The organism is Pseudomonas sp. PDM31, from assembly GCF_019218965.1.
Lineage (GTDB): Bacteria > Pseudomonadota > Gammaproteobacteria > Pseudomonadales > Pseudomonadaceae > Aquipseudomonas.
In genome coordinates, this window is the sequence record NZ_JAHUWS010000018.1 from 48,462 (window position 1) to 65,568 (window position 17,107).

A 17,107-nucleotide genomic window follows, 5' to 3' on the forward strand; every position below is an offset into this window, starting at 1 on the left:
CAGATTTATGGGGGACCATGCAATCAGCGTGTACTCACATCGACGGGGTATGGTCGAAGGGTCAGAAGTAATAAGGAAGTTTCAGGCTGAACTGGAAGTCCGGGGCGTCGTCGGTCAGTCCGATGGACAGGTTAGGCACGATGGTCAGGCTGTCAGTGGCGGCAATCGTCATGCCGATATTGAAGTAACCGGCGTTGGCATCGCTGGATATCACCTTTTCCCACTCTCCACCGTCCTGTTTGATTTTGCTGTTGCGTTGCACCAGGTCAGAGACCGAGAACGACATGCTCATCTTTTCGTTCAACGCAAAAGCGATACCGGCCCCGATCTGGATACTGTCGCCGATTCGTACTTTACCCGGCGTCTTTTGATTGACCGTCGAACTGATGTCGTCGAACGACTCCTCCAGGTTGTGGGTATAGGACAAACTGCCGAACAACACTGCCGGGTCGAAGGTTTTAACCAGCGAGATACCTGGCGAGATCGACCAGACCCCGTTGCCGGTAGGCAGTGTGTCAGGCACGAACAGGTTGGAGTTGGCGTCGACCTGGCGCAGTTTGATACCGAATGGATCCTTGCCGGTGGGCGCCTTCACGCGCAAGGTCACCACCGCATCCGGCGTATTGACCGACTCGTCAAGGAACTTGTAGGCGATGCCGAAGTTGACGTCGCCGATATTCGGGTCCCGGGTAACGGATGCTTCGGAGGTGACGCCTGCCGAACCCTCGTTGCCGCCGCCGGATTGATACGTGGATTCGCGGTAGATCACCGGGACGTTCAGGTCGAACTGCCAGCGATTGTTGAAGTTGTAGCGACCGGTAAGGTCAAGGGTCCAGGTGTCGGCCTTGATTCGGTCCAGGTTGATGTTGCCCAGGAAGATCGAGTCCAGCGCAAGAAAGCCGTTGAGAATCAATTGCCGCGTATCGTAACGCGAGTAGGTTATGCCGGTTTCGACGCTGAACTTGCCGCCGCCGAAGAATCCGCTGGCTTCGTCATAGAGATTGGAAACGCTTTGGGCCGGTTGCGAGTCTTCTACCAGCGTTTGTCCATATGAGCTGCCGCCTGCGGAGGCTGGTGCTGCCCCGGTGCCCGTGGCGACTTTCGAATTGCCTTTCATATCCGCTGGTGACTTGACCAGGCGCTTGGGTGGCGGTGCTGCGGGCTGTTCTTCAACCTGGCGGACTCGTTGCTCGAGTACCGCCAAGGCTTTTTGTTGGGCTTCGTATCGTTGCTTCAACTCCAGCAACTCCTGTTTCAGAGCCTGTAGTTCGGCATCGGGTGCTGCCTGCAATACTGCCGCGGGGAATAGGGCGCTCAAACATACGACTGCACGCAGGGGTACTGATCGATACATGAAATATGCCGTCCCTTGATGCCCAATGTTCGAGCCTCAGGGTAGTTTAGTACCCCTGCGTACGAAGTGCGGTAAGTTGATTCAGATTGAAGTTCTGGCCACCCGTGCCCGAACCATCATTATTGAGAATCACACTCAGTTGAGTGAGGTTGTTGACCATATTGTTATTGCCCTGCAAGCGGGTGTTTTGTACCAGGCCACTCTGCGCGATTTTGTGCAGGGACGAACCCTGATTGTTATTGGCGGTAATCGCCATCTGGACCCCGCCACCGGTGGCGGAAACGGCGACACTGCCTGCTGCATTGTTGCCGCTGATCGTCTGGCCGGCTACCAGCGCCTCGCCCTGAGCGGGCAACGGTGCCGGGGCGATACTGGCCTCCTTGACGTCGATGGTGATGCTGTTGTTTGCCGTGTTGTCATCACCGGCGGCCCGTGTGACCTGCGTAATTGCCTGGCTGGTGTTCAGGCTGGCACCACCGAGCACTGTGCCGGAGCCCAGCGTGGGCGTTCTGCCGTTGCCTCTTTCCTTGATGGTTGATACGTAAAATTGCGGTTTTACCGTCGCGGCCTGAATTTGCATCGTAGTGGCAGCCCCGATCAGGTCGCCACTGGCATTGCGCCAGGTACTGCTCATGACCACGCCGAAACTGATAACGCGCCCCGGCATGACATACCGGCCGCGCAATTGGGCCAGCTCTTCATCCTTTATCTCGACGGGATTGAAATCATTGGCAAAGCCGGTGGTGCTCGTCACCAGACAAGCAGCGGCCAGCCAATAGGAGGTTTTCATTTACTGCTCCCGGAGCGTCCTGCCCTCTGTTTGTTGGCTTGTTGGCGATTAAAAAAAGTCGCTCTGTATGAAACCGAAATCCATCAATTCGGCATCTTTGACCGGGTTGAAGTTGTCCAGTTTGTACTTGGCAGTCAGCGGTTCCGGTGGACTGCGTAATGCATTGGTTTTGTCGTAACCGGGGCCTACGACCGCGAACACAATGCCATTCCAGCCTTTGACGAAGTCATCATGAGAGTAGCGCTTGTGACCGAGTACCGGATCGCCGATATAGACCCAGTTCCTGTCGGCGCGCTGCATCACCACGAAGTGCTTGTAACCACGAATCTCCATCAGGACCACTACCGGGATCGTGACTGCGTCGAGCCTTTCAGGCGGGATCTTGTAGCCCCGGGCGCGCATGCCGATACTTTCGATGTAGCGCTTCATGTCCAGCATGGAAAAGCCTTGCGTGCGCACCAGGTCCTGGTCGGCATTGATCAACATGCCTTTGATGACATGTTCTTCATCGACATCAAGCCAGTACGCCTGGCGCAGGACCGTTGCCAATGCCGCGGCGCCGCAGCTGAAATCGGTTTTCTGCTCGACGATATTGCTGAACTTGCGCTCACGCAAACTCTGCACCTGCTTGTACACCAGCACCCCGCCAGGCAAGGCGGCCACCGGCATCTGCCCAGCCTGGGTCAGGCCGGACAGGCAGAGGAGGGCGAACAGTGCAGCCTTGCGCATTGTCATCACGCCTTCGGACCGAGGAAAAGCCCCGTCGCCGGGGCTTTTATGTCGACCGCAATCACTAGCAGCCACTGCAACCTGCAGCGATGGAGAGCGAGTTGCTTTGCTGGTTGCCGGTACCGGCAGAGTTGTTGAAGCCAGCGTTGCCGGAGAAATTGTTGCCGACGTTATTGAGTGTTGCAGTGTTGGTGACAGGGTTCCAGCCCGCCGGGGTCACCATTTGTTGGGTGGTTACGCCAGCCAGACCTGTTGCGCCAACGGCGACGAAGGCTCTGTTGTTGGCCGTGAGGCCGGACGAGCTTTGGTTGGCTGCCGCCGCTGCGACTGCTACACGTCCGCCGGACACGGCAATCGCCAGGTTGTTTTTCTGTTGGTTGAAGCTGCCGGCCGAGTTGTTTACGCCAATGTTACCAGAGCCATTGTTACCCACGTTGGTCATGTTGGCGTTGGCTGCGCTCGCGCGGTTTCTGGCGGTGTTGCCAGAGATCGTCTGAGACGCGCTCGTGACAGCGATTGCACTGCCGAAGATGAAGCTTTCGTCTGCGGTCGCCAGTGCGGCAGCGTTATCTTGCTGGTTGCCGTCGCCGGAGGCATTGTTCATGCCCAGGTTGCCGTTTGAGGATTCTGCCGAATCTCTGACCCTGGCATCATTTTGGGTGCCCTGGTTGCGTACTGAGCCGGTGTTGCTCTCCTGCTCATCCACCACGACGGCCCCGGCGCCCGCAGTGATCTGCAGAACTTGGTCCAGCGACGGGCCTGCAGGCTGATTGCCATTGCCTTGGTCATCGTCAGGCGCGGCGGCTTGAACTGCGAATGCCATCACCGCTGCCAGAGCGAAAACCATTGGTTTCAAGGCCATTGTAGAGTTCATGGTGATCTCCGTGCTTATGCGTTATTCAAATGTTGTTACTTTTCTAATTGCACTGCCTTCGGGTCATTCAGCGACCCGGATGCTTAGGGTGTTAGTCATGCGGTTGCCTACACCGGCACTCTGGTTGACCTGGATCACTCCCCGGCTACCAGCAAAGGCCTGGTCGCTTGTCACCACCTGGCGAGCGCCGGTTGGGGCGCCACTTGCCCCCGAGCCAGGTAGCAACGCCACGTTTTGTTGAGAAAGGGCGCTGTCGTCCACGGCTTGCGGTGCAGCGCTGACGCTGATTCGCATGGCGTTGGCCATCTGGTTGTTGGCCCCCGCACCCTGGTTCACACCCAGGACGCCGTTGCCATTACTGAAAGATGTGCCGCCGAGGGTGGTGGTTGCATCAACCGATCTATCGGCCTGGGTGTTGATTTTCTGATTGATGCGGGTGGTGGCGCTCGCGTCGGTACCGATGGCGATTGCACGGACGTTGGCCTGCTGATGCTGATCACCCGAGGCCTGGTTGACGTTAAAGTTGCCTTTGTAGCGGGTGCCGGCATCCACCATGCTGGCGTTGTTCACCGTGCTGACCCCGGAGTCGGCCATCACGCTGGTGCACCCGAACAGGGCAAGGAACATGAGGAAATGCCGCATCTCATTGACCTCCAGCCAGTCTGCCCAGTGGGGCGAGGCCGGAACTCATGGCGCGGTTGACGGTCCCCGAAATGGCGTTGCCGCTGCCGCCGCCGTGACTGGCGCGCATGCCGGGCATACCATTGGGATTGCTGATGACGTTGAGGCCTTGCATACCGTTCAGGTGCTGGCCATTACTACTGCGCAGGGCGGTACCGGTGGTGACGCCGGCAATGTCTGCGTCGCTCAGTTCGCCGGTGACCCGTGCCGATGGGTTGGCGTTGATGGTGCTCGGATAGGGGTCCCTGCCACCATTGCGACCGAAATACTGCGGCTGTACATCGCGTTGCAGCACGATGACACCGTTGCCTTCAGCCTGGACGTCGAATGTGAGGAGCGTACTGGCAGCACCTGCGATCAGCAGGAGGCAGGACAAGCCTTTATCGATGAACATCCCCACGGCACAATTCCTTCTTTATGTGGGCTGGCAGGGATAAGGAGCGAAAGCTGTGCCGGTTTTTGATTTCATTGAAAAATCAATAGCTTGCAGAATTTGGCCGATAGATCAATGTTGATTCTGTATCAGTCCTGAGACATAACTACCGGGTTGGGACCCGATAAAGTCGTTGCACCGCTCTGGAACAGGGGTTCTAGTCGATGTGTTTCAAAGTCGTGACAGGTCAGGTCGTTAAACGATGAGGGGCTTTTAAACGGGCCACTTGCGCAGGGGAGTGTGTTTCAGCAGCGGACAGTTTTTTCCTGGATCAGGGGAGCGAATGGGGCAAATGCCCCGAATTCAGGGTCAGGGATGCAAAAGTCGAGTCACGCAGTCGAGTGCCTGAAGCCGGCGTTGTGCCCAGTTTCCATCCAGAATCTGAACAGCTTGGCCGTGGCTGTCGAGCCAGACCTGAGTCCTGTCGAAAAATGCCTGGCGTTCGCCCAGGTCGGGCTGGCAGCGCTGACCATCATCTGTCCATTCGACGTCTTGCGGTGACAACAGCAGGTGCAAGTCATAGTGCCGGGCCAGCAGGGCTTGTTCGATCCAGGCCGGGCATTCGCCAAACAGGGTCTGGCTCCAGAGGATGTTGCTCAGCAAGTGGGTGTCGAGAATCAGCAGTTGCGGGTGTCTGGCGCGAGCCTCGTCCTCCCATCGCAATTGCCCGGCAGCAATGTCGGGGATGTCGGCAAGGGTGGTGTCCCGCGGATTCTGCTCTATGAAGTGGCGCACATACTCGTCCACTCGAACGCCGCCGAAATGTTCCTGCAACCCGGCTGCCAGCCAACTTTTGCCGCTGGATTCCGGACCGGTCAGCACCAGGACTTTCATGCGCGTAACGCCGGATCGGCGCGCCATTCACGCCAGCCCTGCACGGCGATAATCGCGAACAAGCCATACAGGGTGGCGGTCAGGTACAGCTCTTTATAAACGAACAACCCAACGAAAATCACATCCAGGGCAATCCACAGCGCCCAGCATTGCACCCGTTTTTGCGCCATCCACACCTGCGCCACCAGGCTGAATCCGGTGAGCGCCGCATCGAGCCAAGGCTGCGCGGCATCGGTCCAGTGGGCCATGGCCGCGCCCAGCAACAGGCTGCCGAATGCGCCAATCGACAGGCTGATGGCTACGGCCCTGCCACCCAGGCGGCTGACCGCGCGGCCCTGTAGAGTTTGCCCGGGGCGGGTCCATTGCCACCAGCCGTACAGCTGCAAGCCGGAGTAAATCACTTGCAGCAGCATGTCCGAATACAGCTTCACCGTAAAAAATATCCAGCTGTAAAGCAGCACCATGACCAGGCCGATCGGCCAGCACCAGGGGTTCTGTTTGACCGTCAGCCAGACGGCAATGACACCGAGGGCGGCGGCAAACAGTTCAAGCCCGGACATGGAGGTTCCTTGGAGGAAATGGAAGAGGGGGCGGATTGTACCCGCCGGCCGCGAGGTTTTCGAACTGCCTTTGTTGTTCTTGTAATAAACCGTCTCCAGCCTGCCTTGGCAGCGGATGTCCAAATACGCGGCAGCGTTTACCGGGCTTGTCTGATAGGATTTCGGCCCCGAATGGAAAGCTCTCGGTCCTGAATGATTTATCAGCGGACTTTCACAGTTCTGTGGGGGCTGTTTCACGCGGGATTTCAGTTACGCTCATCGCAATGATTGCTTTGAAAAATACTATTGGGGCATGCAGGTGCATAGCCTTTTGGGGGATTGATGGATCTTTGGACCGCCTTTCAGGCATTGATTCTTGGGGTTGTAGAAGGGCTGACGGAGTTTCTGCCCATTTCCAGTACCGGCCACCAGATTATCGTGGCCGATTTGCTCGAGTTCGGTGGTGAGCGGGCAATGGCTTTCAACATCATCATTCAGCTCGGTGCGATTCTGGCGGTGGTGTGGGAATTTCGTCGCAAGATCTTCGATGTGGTTATCGGTTTGCCGACCCAGCCGAGTGCCAGGCGTTTTACCGCCAACCTGCTGATCGCATTCCTGCCGGCCGTGGTATTGGGGGTGATCTTCGCCGACCTGATTCACCATTACCTGTTCAACCCGATCACCGTGGCCAGCGCCCTGGTGGTTGGCGGGGTCATCATGTTGTGGGCCGAGCGCCGTCAGCACCAAGTGCACGCCGAGACGGTGGATGACATTACCTGGAAGGACGCCCTGAAAGTCGGCTTCGCCCAGTGCCTGGCGATGATTCCCGGCACTTCGCGCTCGGGCTCGACGATCATTGGCGGTTTGCTGTTCGGCCTGTCGCGCAAGACGGCTACCGAGTTCTCGTTCTTCCTGGCAATGCCAACCATGGTCGGTGCTGCGGTGTACTCGGGCTACAAGTACCGTGATTTGTTCGTGCCCGCGGATTTCCCGGTGTTTGCCGTCGGTTTCGTCACCGCATTCATTTTCGCCATGATCGCCGTGCGCGGCCTGCTCAAGTTCATCGCCAACCACAGCTATGCGGCATTCGCCTGGTATCGGATCGTGTTCGGTTTGCTGATCCTGGCCACCTGGCAGTTCGGCTGGGTCGACTGGACTGCGGCCAAGCCGTGAGCCAATACAATGCACGCAGCCAGCCTGGCCGCCAGCCCGCTGGGCCAATACGCAACCCACGGCTGAAATGGCTGGTGTTTGCGGTGCTGTGTGCATTGCCGCTGACGGGCTCGATTACGTTCTGGCTGCGAGGGGTGTCGCTGGTTCCCCTGGTGGCCTACGGCATTTTCAGCGTGCTGGCGTTCTTGCTGTACTGGCGCGACAAGCGCAAGGCCCAGGCCGATCAATGGCGCACCCCGGAAAACGTCCTGCACGCACTGGAGTTCGCCGGTGGCTGGCCAGGTGCCTTGCTGGCCCAGCAAGTGTTCCGGCACAAGACGCGCAAGGTTTCCTTTCAACTGGTGTTCTGGTTCATCGTGTTGCTGCATCAGGTGTTCTGGATAGACCTGTTGTTTCTCGGCTCGCACCTGTCCGGTGCGTTCCGCTAATCAAGGTTCAAAGCAGCAATCCGACCTGAATGCACTTGGGCAACCTGCCGACCACCAATTGGTGGGACCGTCGCAACAGGTCTTGCAGCTCATCACGGCCCAGCGGGTAGGGGGTTTGCATGATGATCCACTGGGCGCGGGCCAGATAGGGAGCCGGGGCAATTCCCGGGCGGTCGCAATGGCCGAGAAACAAATCCTTATCAACCTTGAAGGCCAGGGAATCGCCGCGCAGGCCCTGCAAGGCGAACATTTTGTTCCCGGCAACCGAAAACACCCGCACGCCACCCCATTTGTAATCTTCCCGCGCTCCAGGCAAGGCAAGGCAGAACGTCGCGACTTCTTCTTCACTCATGCGTGCGCCTTTCATAGCAATCGTTCTCCACAGGCCTCGAATGATTCCACAAGATGGTCGATCCAGGCGCGTACCGCCGGCATCACTCCGCGCCGATGAGGGTAGACCGCCTGCAGCCAGCCACCCGGCAGGGACCAGTCGGGCAACAACTGCACAAGCGAGCCATTTTCCAGTTCCTGTTCGCAATACATCATTGGCAGCATGGTAAAGCCCAGGCCGCCAAGGGTACTGGTCTTGCGTACGATGAAATCGTCGATGCCCAGGCGCGCTTCGAGCGCCAGTTCAACGCTTTTGCCCTGCAGATCGAGCATGCGGATATGCACCATGCGATCAGGTTCGAGGGCGCCGAGCACCGGTAGGGTTTTCAGATCGTCGGGGTGACTGATTGCACGGCCATGCAAAAAACCGGGACTGGCGACCATTATCATCTGCGCCTGACGCAGGCGGCGGGTGACCAGCAGTGGGTCTTCGTCACCCAGTTCGCGTACCCGCAACGCGACATCAATACCCTCGTTCACCAGGTCGACGCGGCGGTTGAGCAGCATGACTTCCAGTTGCACCTTGGGAAATTTTTCCAGGAAGTCGCGGATCACCCCCGGCAGGATTTCGTGGGCCAGCCCCACCGGGCAGGACACCCGTAACCGGCCCCGGGGTTCGCTGGACATGCTGAGCACCGCCTCGTCGGCCATTTCCGCTTCCAGCAGCATGGCCTGGCAGTGCCTGAGGTAGCGTTCGCCTACGGCGGTCAGCTTCAGCTGGCGGGTGGTGCGCTGCAATAGCCGGGCACCCAGGCGCTCCTCCAGTTCGGCAATGCGCCGGGACAACCGCGATTTGGGAATGCCCAGCAGTCGTCCGGCCGCGGCGAAACCTCCGGCTTCCACGACTTTGGCGAAGTAATACAAGTCATTGAGATCTTGCACGGTGCGAGCCTTATTGTCCTGTCTGTGGGACAAACTATCGCATTGTTGCCGTCTAATCAGCCATTGGTTTCGCCTGTAGGATTGTTTCCATCAGGTCGCCCTTGTGGGCGATCCTCACCTGGAGACCCCACATGAAACTACTGCATATCGATTCGAGCATTCTTGGCGATAACTCGGCTTCCCGTCAGTTGAGTGGTGAAGTGGTCAAAGCCTGGCAAGCCGCCGAGCCCGCCGCCGTCGTGACTTACCGTGACCTGGCCGCCGATGCTATCAGCCATTTCTCGGCCACCACGCTGGTCGCTGCCGGTACGACCGCTGAACTGCGTAATGCGGCGCAACAGTACGAAGCCGAGCTGAGTGCGCAGACCCTGGCCGAGTTCCTCGCCGCCGATGCCGTGGTGATTGCAGCGCCTATGTACAACTTCACCATCCCTACGCAATTAAAGGCCTGGATCGACCGCATTGCCGTTGCCGGTCAAACCTTCCGCTACACCGAAGCCGGTCCTGAAGGGCTGTGTGGTGGCAAGAAAGTGGTGGTCGTCTCGACTTCCGGTGGCATGCACGCCGGCCAGGCGAGCGGTGTGGCCCACGAAGAGTATCTGAAGGTGCTGTTCGGCTTCATCGGCATCACCGACATCGAGTTCGTTCGCGCCCAAGGCCTGGCCTACGGCGATGAAGTGCGCAACAAAGCCATGAGTGACGCTCACACGCAAATCAGCGAGCAGTTGTTCGCTGCCGCGTAAGATTTGCGTAAAAGGCAGCAAGCGTTCAGGTAAGCCAAAAAAAAACTCTGTATTCTGGATACGCAAGTACCAGGTGCGGAGTTTATTGTTTCTGGTCGTTGCAGGATTTCATCTTGTGGCTCGAGTTATGCAGTCACAGGTGAACGTCTCAAGGTCCGGTAACAGGGTGGGGCATCCCATGATGCGTCTTTGTGCAGCTTTATTGATTTGCCTGCTCGCCAGCCTGAATACAGTGCACGCCGCGCCTGCGTCCCGTCCTCACTGGAGTGTCGGCTTCCACGAGCTGACGTTCCTCGATCCGCTTGATCTGCAACCGATGCGGGCCATCGCGTTCTATCCTTCCAGCGACCGTGAACACACCAGCAAGCTGGAGGGCTATACGGTCGAGGCCGGGGAGGACGTCAAGGTCGCCATCGGCCGCTTTCCAATGCTGATGCTGTCCCACGGTAATGCCGGAACACCTCTGGCGCTGCACGACCTCGCCACGTCTCTGGCGCGCAAAGGTTTTGTGGTGGTGGCGGTGATCCACCCCGGTGACAATTCCAGGGACCACAGTCGCCTCGGTACTTTGAGTAACCTCTACGGACGGCCGATCCAGATTTCCGAAGCCATTACCGCTACCTTGGGCGACCCTATGCTGGCGCCCTTCGTCAATGCCGGGCAGGTGGGTGTCATTGGCTATTCGGCAGGCGGCGAGACCGCATTGATTCTGTCGGGCGCGACGCCGGACCTGGATCGCCTGCGTCGCTACTGCCAGGAGCGCCCGGATGATCACGATGCCTGCAACACCCGAGGGGAACTGATTGTCGACCGCGATGATTTGCAACCGGTCGCTGATCCACGCGTCCACGCCTTGCTGCTGATGGCTCCGTTGAGCCTCAAGTTTGGTCGCCACACCCTGGCCGATGTGCACGTGCCGGTGCTGCTTTACAGCGGCGATGGCGACAAGTTGGTGGCCTTCGACAAGAACGCTGCCGCACTGGCGCGCAAACTGCCCGTCGCCCCGGATTTCAAATTGCTGGCCGGGGCAGGGCACTTCGTGTTCATGGCGCCGTGCAATGAGGAGCAGATCGTCTCGATGCCGGCGTTGTGCACCGATGCCGACGGTGTCGATCGGGCGGATATTCACCGCAACCTTATTTCCGAAGCCGGAAGCTTTTTCTCGCGCACCCTCGGCAGAGCCACACGGGCGGGGATGCAGACCGCCGATCAATAGGCGATGACCGGCGCTTATCATTATCCGTTACTTTTCGGCCAAAGCTGTTTCCAGGGTTTGTACCCTGGCATTCAGTTCGCGAACCGATTCAATTAACGGTGCGACAAGTTTTTGATAATCCACTTGAAGGCGATCACCTTCAGTGCGGACCAGCTGAGGGTAAACTTTTTGTACGTCCTGAGCGATAAGTCCTACATCAGCCTGGTTGTTTTGTTTCCAGTTGAATGTTACGCCATTCAGTTTAAGCAGGTTCTGGGTTGGGTTTTCCAAAGGTTTCACATTTTGTTTCAGACGTTCATCACTGAACGGGCAACATTCACCGCCAATGCCACCTGGGCCGCCTACGTCATAGCAGACACCATTGTGGCAGATTTGCTGTTGAACCGAGTCTTGCGCATGGACGGTGGGGGAAAGTAAAAACACCAGCGTCGGAGCGAGGAGTGTCAGTGTTGTACGCATTATATGTATTTCCTGAATTCGAGTTGATGAAAGTGCGTGTTCGATAGTTTGTCGAAGTTGATATTTAAAACAACGATGGCACTCTGCATTAATCGATTCGGGATATTGCATGTTATTGAGTCTGGAAGCGTTTTAATGGATTTATATAATGGCTATTTCAACTGGCCATACTCATGGCGCGACGTGACAGCAACAAAGTGAGAAAAAGCCCGGTCACCGACAGTAGCGCCGCACAAAAGAATATCCACGAATACCCAAGGTTCAACGCCACCGCACCCATCAAAGGGCCGGCAATCGCCAGCGCCAGATCGAAAAATACCGCGTACGCACTCAGGCCCGCGCCACGGCTGGAATTGGGCACCTGCTTGATCGCTTCAACGCCCAGAGCCGGATACACCAGCGACAGGCCAAAACCGGTCAGCCCGGCGCCGATCAAGGCATAACCTGCCGATGGCGCGAGCCACAGCAGTACCAGGCCAACCGTTTCGATGCTCATGCAAACAATGGCAGAAGCGAATCCGCCAAAGCGGTTGATGCTGGAAATGAACAGCAGGCGCGACAGGATGAAACACACGCCAAAAACTGTCAGGCAGTACGCTGCGCCTGTCCAGCCACGGCTGACGTAAAACAAGGTGATGAATGTCGTCAGGGTGCCGTAGCCGATCGAGGCCAGGCTAAGGCTGGCGCCAAAGGGGGCTATACGCCCGAACACCGCCCGGAACGGCAGGCGCTCGCCGCGAACCACCGGCACCGAAGGCTTGCCACGAATCAACAGCAATGCCGCCAGGGCCAGCAGCGACAGCGCAATCCCGAGGCTGGCGAATCCCAGGCGGTCGACCATCACCACACCCAAGGGGGCGCCTATGGCAATGGCGCCATAGGATGCGATGCCATTCCAGGAGATCGATCGAGCGGTGTGTTCAGAGCCGACCTGGCCCATGCACCAACTGATGGTGCCGACACCGATCAGACCCTGGGCAACACCGAGCAACAGTCGTCCGGCGATCAGGATCAACAGGCTGACGAGGGGCAAGCTTTGCAACAGGACCGACAGCCAGGTCAGCACACCACTCAACACAATGCCTGACAAGCCGTAAATGATCGCGCGCTTGGTGCCGATATTGTCCGACATGCGCCCGGCCATGGGGCGGCTGAGCAGGGTGGCGAGGTATTGTGAACCAATGGTCAGGCCGGCAATGACGGCGCTGAAACCCAGTTGATCATGGACATAGCCGGGTAATACGGCAATTGGCAGACCGATGCAGAGAAAGGCAACAAAGGTATAGAAAACAATTGAGACGATCTGCAAGGTGATCGCCATGGAGCTTTGAGGAGGCACTTGCTGCGCAGGCATGAGGGCGGGTTCGCGAGCGTCGGTGGAAGAGCAGCATGATGGCGTGGCGGGGGAATAAAAGAAAGCAGGCTAACGATCAAAAGATCGCAGCCTGCTGACAGAGCCGGATGAACGCAAAACCTGTAGGGGAACGCGACCCCCTGTAGGAGCGAGCCTGCTCGCGATGGTCGTCAACGATTACGCGTGATTGCCGGTTTTACGCGGCGCTCTTTAGTCCATCGCGAGCAGGCTCGCTCCTACAGGTGCCGCGATCCCGTGTGGCCTTTAAAACACCACACCCTGGCTACGCAGGTAGTCATCGTAGGTGCCGCTGAAGTCGGTCACGCCATTCGGGCTCAGCTCGATGATGCGGGTGGCCAGGGACGATACGAACTCACGGTCGTGGCTGACGAAGATCAGCGTGCCCGGGTAGTTTTCCAGCGCCAGGTTCAGCGCCTCGATCGACTCCATGTCCAGGTGGTTGGTCGGTTCGTCCATCACCAGTACGTTCGGCTTTTGCAGGATCAGCTTGCCGAACAGCATGCGGCCTTGCTCACCACCGGAAATGACTTTGACCGACTTGAGGATCTCGTCGTTGGAGAACAGCATCCGTCCCAGGGTGCCGCGAATGACCTGCTCGCCCTGCGTCCACTGGCCCATCCAGTCGAACAGGCTGACATCGTCTTCGAAGTCGTGGGCGTGGTCCTGGGCGTAGTAGCCCAGCTCCGCGCTTTCGGTCCACTTCACGGAGCCGGCGTCCGGGGTCAGCTCGCCCATCAGGGTGCGCAGCAGGGTGGTCTTGCCGATACCGTTCGGGCCGATGATCGCCAGGCGCTCGCCGGCTTCGACGGTGAAGCTGAAGTTCTTGAACAGGGTCTTGCCGTCGAAGCCCTTGGACATCTGCTCGATGGTCACGGCCTGGCGGTGCAGCTTCTTGGTCTGTTCGAAACGGATGAACGGGCTCACGCGGCTCGATGGCTTGACCTCGGCCAGCTGGATCTTGTCGATCTGCTTGGCGCGGGAAGTGGCCTGCTTGGCTTTCGAGGCGTTGGCCGAGAAGCGGCTGACGAACGTCTGCAGTTCGGAGATCTGGGCTTTCTTCTTGGCATTGTCCGACAGCAACTGCTCGCGGGACTGGGTGGCCGCCGTCATGTACTCGTCATAGTTGCCCGGGAACAGGCGCAACTCACCGTAGTCCAGGTCAGCCATGTGGGTGCAGACGCTGTTCAGGAAGTGACGGTCGTGGGAAATGATGATCATGGTGCTGTTACGCGCCTTGAGAATCGTTTCCAACCAGCGAATGGTGTTGATGTCCAGGTGGTTGGTCGGTTCGTCGAGCAGCAGCACTTCCGGATCGGAGAACAGCGCCTGGGCCAGCAATACCCGCAGTTTCCAGCCTGGAGCCACTTCGGACATCGGGCCGAAATGCTGTTCCAGGGGAATACCCAGGCCCAGCAGCAGTTCACCGGCACGGGATTCGGCGGTGTAGCCGTCCATTTCGGCGAACTCGGTTTCCAGTTCAGCCACGGCCATGCCGTCTTCTTCACTCATTTCCGGCAGCGAGTAGATACGGTCGCGCTCGGCCTTGACCTTCCATAGCTCTTCATGGCCCATGATCACGGTATCGATCACGGTGAATTCTTCGTAGGCGAACTGGTCCTGGCGCAATTTACCCAGACGCACGTTCGGCTCCAGCATGACCTGGCCGCCGGAAGGCTCGAGGTCATCGCCGAGAATTTTCATGAAGGTCGACTTGCCGCAACCGTTGGCGCCGATCAGACCGTAACGGTTGCCACCGTTGAATTTGACCGAAACGTTTTCGAAAAGCGGCTTGGCGCCGAACTGCATCGTGATGTTAGCTGTAGAAATCAAAGGTTTTTCCTGCGAAGCATTCAGAGTGGCCAGGGTTGCGCCTGTACCGCGCTTGACCCGAGTCAAAGTGCGCTGAGCCGGGATGGTTGCCCGTGATCAACGAGGAGCGCGTAAAGTTTGGCGGCGATTGTACTGGTCTGGCTCTTTAAACGATAGGGCGTTGAGGATCCTGTGACGCTTTGACAGCCTGACAGGACAGATTTTCACAGTTTCAGGTTAACTATTGGTTACAAACTGTGGCTAAAATGCCACCTGTCAGCCTGATGCCGATCGTCGGCAGGGCTCAACGATGTGCTACGAGGCCGGCGGTTCGTAACCGGATGCTACCTGAGACTCAAGGTCTGCCTGGCCGGCAAGGGGCGCAGTCTGTTCACTTCTGACCTGTGACGATATTTGTGAAACTCATCATTGCCGTTATCTATCTGGTATCGATTGCGTATGTCCATCTGCGTGGTCGAGTGCGCCATAAGCTGGGGCGCCAACTGAGCGATCACTCGACGTTTCTGGCGCCGATCAATTGCTTCCTTTACTTGTGCTCGAAAATTCCCAACAAGCCTTACCTCAATCCTGCGGATTTTCCGGATCTGAGCCCCTTGCAGGCCCATTGGGAAGAAATTCGCGCCGAAGGCCAGAACTTGCTTCGGGCCGGTGAAATCAAGCGTTCGAACCAATACGACGACGTCGGCTTCAATTCGTTTTTCAAGACTGGATGGAAACGCTTTTACCTGAAGTGGTACGGCGAAAGCCATCCGTCAGCGATGAAGCTCTGCCCGCGCACCACCGAGCTGGTTCAAAGTATCGGCTCGATCAAGGCCGCGATGTTCGCCGAGTTGCCACCGGGCTCCAAGCTGGTGCGTCACCGCGATCCCTATGCCGGTTCCTACCGTTATCACTTGGGCCTGGAAACGCCCAATGACCCCGGTTGCTATATCAATGTCGATGGCGAGAACTATCACTGGCGCGATGGCGAAGCCGTGATGTTCGACGAGACCTATATTCACCACGCCGAAAACACCACGCAGAGCAACCGCATCATACTGTTCTGCGATGTCGAGCGCCCGATGAAGTATCGCTGGGCGGCCGCGTTCAATAGCTGGTTCAGCCGCAATGTGATGTCTGCGGCAGGGGCACCGAATGATGCTGGCGACAAGGTCGGCGGGATCAACCGTCTGTTCGGTAAAGTCTATAAGTTCCGCCTGCGCGGCAAGGAACTGAAAAAGCGTAACCGAAAGCTTTATTACCTGCAGAAATGGTCGATCTTTGCCGGATTGCTGGCAGTTTTTGTTCTGATCTGATTCATGGTTTGAGGCCGGTGCATCCAATCGGTCACTTACTGACTTTTTTCCTCGCTGCCGGTTTGGTGCTCGCCTTCGGTTTGGCTGGAGCCTTACTGGCGCTTTTGCCCCCGAGGCTGCGTTTGAGCAGTTCAGTCAGATCAATGACATCTGCCGTTTTACGCTCTTCTTCGCCCGTGGCGGTTTCAACGTTTTCGATCTTGCCTTCATGGGCTTTCTTGTCCACCAGGGCCATGATTTTTTCTTCGAAACTGTCGCGGTAATCCTCCGGTGACCAGTCGGCGCTCATGTCTTGCACCAGGCGTTTGGCCATGTCCAGTTCACCTTTGGCCAGCTCGGCTTTGGTGACATCGGCCCCCAGTGCCAGCTCGTCCAGGCTGCGTACCTCCGCCGGCCAACGCAGTTTTACCAGCACCATGGCCGACTCCATTGGCATCAATGCCGCCAGGTACTGACGGGTGTGCAACACCACGCGGGCGAGCGCCACCTTGTTGGTTTTGGTCAGGGTTTCGCGCAGCAACGCATAGACCTTGCCGCCGCGTTTGTCCGGTGCCAGGTAGTAGGGCGTATCGATGTTCTGCAAAGGAATCTGATCGCTGTCGACAAAAGCAAAAATGTCGATGGTCTGGGTTGAGAGGGGGTGAGCGGAGCGAATTTCCTCCTCGCTCAACACCACGTATTGGCCCTTTTCATATTGCACACCTTTGACGATGTGCTCCTTGGTGACTTCCTTGCCAGTGATCTTGTTGACGCGTTTGTAGCCCACCGGGTCCATGCTGCGGCTGTCGAGCCAGTCGAAGTCCACTCCTTGCGAAGACGTGGCCGAAACGAGTGCCACGGGGATATGCACCAGGCCGAAACTGATTGCGCCTTTCCAGATTGCCCGTGCCATGGTCGTCTTCCTGAAAGTGATGTTCAGGTGACCTGTGGCCGCGGGCAAAAGTTTCGATGGCTTTTGCGCCCCGCTGCGGTCTCGGATCAACTTCGTGTTACATCTTGGCGGGGAGGTTTTGATTAACAAATCCGAACCCCGGGCGTAGCGTGGTATCGAAGACTTTATCCACGCTGACGCACAGAGGCTC

General features: G+C 57.8%; 19 protein-coding genes. 5 read left to right on the forward strand and 14 right to left on the reverse strand.

Features of this window, described 5'->3' with window-relative positions; all coding sequences use genetic code 11:
• Positions 1–61: 61 nt before the first annotated feature.
• From KW839_RS26220 to pnuC, 8 genes are all read right to left on the reverse strand, one after another.
• A complete protein-coding gene (locus KW839_RS26220) occupies positions 62–1,354 on the reverse strand; it encodes a hypothetical protein (RefSeq protein WP_218425907.1) in 1,293 nt (430 codons plus the stop codon).
• A gap of 46 nt (positions 1,355–1,400) precedes the next feature.
• A complete protein-coding gene (locus KW839_RS26225; protein ID WP_060541997.1) occupies positions 1,401–2,144 on the reverse strand; it encodes a hypothetical protein in 744 nt (247 codons plus the stop codon).
• Positions 2,145–2,192: 48 nt separating this feature from the next.
• Positions 2,193–2,873 (reverse strand): C39 family peptidase, encoded by a 681-nt coding sequence (locus KW839_RS26230; protein ID WP_060541998.1) that lies wholly within the window; start codon positions 2,871–2,873, stop codon positions 2,193–2,195.
• 64 nt (positions 2,874–2,937) lie between these two features.
• Complete coding sequence (locus KW839_RS26235) at positions 2,938–3,747, reverse strand: heme utilization protein (protein ID WP_218425908.1); 810 nt, start codon at positions 3,745–3,747, stop codon at positions 2,938–2,940.
• A 63-nt stretch (positions 3,748–3,810) separates the two neighbouring features.
• Positions 3,811–4,389 (reverse strand): hypothetical protein, encoded by a 579-nt coding sequence (locus tag KW839_RS26240; protein ID WP_060542000.1) that lies wholly within the window; start codon positions 4,387–4,389, stop codon positions 3,811–3,813.
• Position 4,390: 1 nt separating this feature from the next.
• The gene (locus KW839_RS26245; RefSeq protein WP_256352851.1) at positions 4,391–4,822 is read right to left on the reverse strand and encodes a hypothetical protein; all 432 of its coding nucleotides are present in this window, start codon (positions 4,820–4,822) and stop codon (positions 4,391–4,393) included.
• Between the two features lie 348 nt (positions 4,823–5,170).
• The gene (locus tag KW839_RS26250; protein WP_218425927.1) at positions 5,171–5,695 is read right to left on the reverse strand and encodes an AAA family ATPase; all 525 of its coding nucleotides are present in this window, start codon (positions 5,693–5,695) and stop codon (positions 5,171–5,173) included.
• Positions 5,692–6,255, reverse strand: a complete 564-nt coding sequence (gene pnuC / locus KW839_RS26255) for a nicotinamide riboside transporter PnuC (protein WP_218425909.1) — start codon at positions 6,253–6,255, stop codon at positions 5,692–5,694. The genes KW839_RS26250 and pnuC overlap by 4 nt, the downstream gene beginning before the upstream one ends.
• A 321-nt stretch (positions 6,256–6,576) precedes the next feature.
• Between pnuC and KW839_RS26260 the strand changes: the two genes are divergently transcribed.
• Positions 6,577–7,407: an undecaprenyl-diphosphate phosphatase gene (locus KW839_RS26260; RefSeq protein ID WP_060542004.1), complete on the forward strand. Its 831-nt coding sequence runs from the start codon at positions 6,577–6,579 to the stop codon at positions 7,405–7,407.
• Positions 7,404–7,835, forward strand: a complete 432-nt coding sequence (locus KW839_RS26265; RefSeq protein ID WP_060542005.1) for a DUF1294 domain-containing protein — start codon at positions 7,404–7,406, stop codon at positions 7,833–7,835. Before KW839_RS26260 ends, KW839_RS26265 begins: the two co-directional genes overlap by 4 nt.
• 7 nt (positions 7,836–7,842) lie before the next feature.
• Here KW839_RS26265 and KW839_RS26270 read toward each other — a convergent pair whose 3' ends face one another.
• Both KW839_RS26270 and KW839_RS26275 read right to left on the reverse strand, forming a co-directional pair.
• A complete protein-coding gene (locus KW839_RS26270; RefSeq protein ID WP_218425910.1) occupies positions 7,843–8,202 on the reverse strand; it encodes an MmcQ/YjbR family DNA-binding protein in 360 nt (119 codons plus the stop codon).
• The gene (locus KW839_RS26275) at positions 8,199–9,107 is read right to left on the reverse strand and encodes a LysR substrate-binding domain-containing protein (protein WP_218425911.1); all 909 of its coding nucleotides are present in this window, start codon (positions 9,105–9,107) and stop codon (positions 8,199–8,201) included. The genes KW839_RS26270 and KW839_RS26275 overlap by 4 nt, the downstream gene beginning before the upstream one ends.
• Before the next feature lie 131 nt (positions 9,108–9,238).
• On the opposite strand from KW839_RS26275, the gene KW839_RS26280 reads away from it, so the two are divergent.
• Both KW839_RS26280 and KW839_RS26285 read left to right on the forward strand, forming a co-directional pair.
• Positions 9,239–9,850: an FMN-dependent NADH-azoreductase gene (locus tag KW839_RS26280; RefSeq protein WP_060542008.1), complete on the forward strand. Its 612-nt coding sequence runs from the start codon at positions 9,239–9,241 to the stop codon at positions 9,848–9,850.
• Positions 9,851–10,028: 178 nt separating this feature from the next.
• Positions 10,029–11,066, forward strand: coding sequence for a dienelactone hydrolase (locus KW839_RS26285; RefSeq protein WP_218425912.1), 1,038 nt, complete (start codon positions 10,029–10,031; stop codon positions 11,064–11,066).
• Positions 11,067–11,093: 27 nt separating this feature from the next.
• Here KW839_RS26285 and KW839_RS26290 read toward each other — a convergent pair whose 3' ends face one another.
• The 3 genes from KW839_RS26290 to KW839_RS26300 all read right to left on the reverse strand — a co-directional run bounded on the left by KW839_RS26290 (position 11,094) and on the right by KW839_RS26300 (position 14,730).
• Complete coding sequence (locus KW839_RS26290) at positions 11,094–11,525, reverse strand: tail fiber domain-containing protein (protein WP_218425913.1); 432 nt, start codon at positions 11,523–11,525, stop codon at positions 11,094–11,096.
• Positions 11,526–11,682: 157 nt separating this feature from the next.
• The gene (locus KW839_RS26295) at positions 11,683–12,879 is read right to left on the reverse strand and encodes an MFS transporter (protein ID WP_218425914.1); all 1,197 of its coding nucleotides are present in this window, start codon (positions 12,877–12,879) and stop codon (positions 11,683–11,685) included.
• 264 nt (positions 12,880–13,143) lie between these two features.
• On the reverse strand, positions 13,144–14,730 hold the full coding sequence (locus KW839_RS26300; protein ID WP_060542012.1) for an ABC-F family ATPase: 1,587 nt from the start codon (positions 14,728–14,730) through the stop codon (positions 13,144–13,146).
• A gap of 395 nt (positions 14,731–15,125) precedes the next feature.
• Here KW839_RS26300 and lpxO point away from each other — a divergent pair, with 395 nt between their 5' ends.
• Entirely contained in the window at positions 15,126–16,025 is a 900-nt protein-coding gene (lpxO, locus tag KW839_RS26305) for a lipid A hydroxylase LpxO (protein WP_060542013.1), read from the forward strand.
• A 31-nt stretch (positions 16,026–16,056) separates the two neighbouring features.
• On the opposite strand, the gene KW839_RS26310 is transcribed toward lpxO, so the two are convergent.
• On the reverse strand, positions 16,057–16,917 hold the full coding sequence (locus tag KW839_RS26310) for a Ku protein (RefSeq protein WP_060542014.1): 861 nt from the start codon (positions 16,915–16,917) through the stop codon (positions 16,057–16,059).
• Positions 16,918–17,107: the final 190 nt, after the last annotated feature.

Coding starts and splice junctions, on each gene's coding strand:
- KW839_RS26220 (WP_218425907.1), bottom strand. CDS start 1,354: ATGTATCGATCAGTACCCCTGCGTGCAGTCGTATGTTTGAGCGCCCTA.
- KW839_RS26225 (WP_060541997.1), bottom strand. CDS start 2,144: ATGAAAACCTCCTATTGGCTGGCCGCTGCTTGTCTGGTGACGAGCACC.
- KW839_RS26230 (WP_060541998.1), bottom strand. CDS start 2,873: ATGCGCAAGGCTGCACTGTTCGCCCTCCTCTGCCTGTCCGGCCTGACC.
- KW839_RS26235 (WP_218425908.1), bottom strand. CDS start 3,747: ATGAACTCTACAATGGCCTTGAAACCAATGGTTTTCGCTCTGGCAGCG.
- KW839_RS26240 (WP_060542000.1), bottom strand. CDS start 4,389: ATGCGGCATTTCCTCATGTTCCTTGCCCTGTTCGGGTGCACCAGCGTG.
- KW839_RS26245 (WP_256352851.1), bottom strand. CDS start 4,822: ATGTTCATCGATAAAGGCTTGTCCTGCCTCCTGCTGATCGCAGGTGCT.
- KW839_RS26250 (WP_218425927.1), bottom strand. CDS start 5,695: ATGAAAGTCCTGGTGCTGACCGGTCCGGAATCCAGCGGCAAAAGTTGG.
- pnuC (WP_218425909.1), bottom strand. CDS start 6,255: ATGTCCGGGCTTGAACTGTTTGCCGCCGCCCTCGGTGTCATTGCCGTC.
- KW839_RS26260 (WP_060542004.1), top strand. CDS start 6,577: ATGGATCTTTGGACCGCCTTTCAGGCATTGATTCTTGGGGTTGTAGAA.
- KW839_RS26270 (WP_218425910.1), bottom strand. CDS start 8,202: ATGAAAGGCGCACGCATGAGTGAAGAAGAAGTCGCGACGTTCTGCCTT.
- KW839_RS26280 (WP_060542008.1), top strand. CDS start 9,239: ATGAAACTACTGCATATCGATTCGAGCATTCTTGGCGATAACTCGGCT.
- KW839_RS26285 (WP_218425912.1), top strand. CDS start 10,029: ATGATGCGTCTTTGTGCAGCTTTATTGATTTGCCTGCTCGCCAGCCTG.
- KW839_RS26290 (WP_218425913.1), bottom strand. CDS start 11,525: ATGCGTACAACACTGACACTCCTCGCTCCGACGCTGGTGTTTTTACTT.
- KW839_RS26295 (WP_218425914.1), bottom strand. CDS start 12,879: ATGCCTGCGCAGCAAGTGCCTCCTCAAAGCTCCATGGCGATCACCTTG.
- KW839_RS26310 (WP_060542014.1), bottom strand. CDS start 16,917: ATGGCACGGGCAATCTGGAAAGGCGCAATCAGTTTCGGCCTGGTGCAT.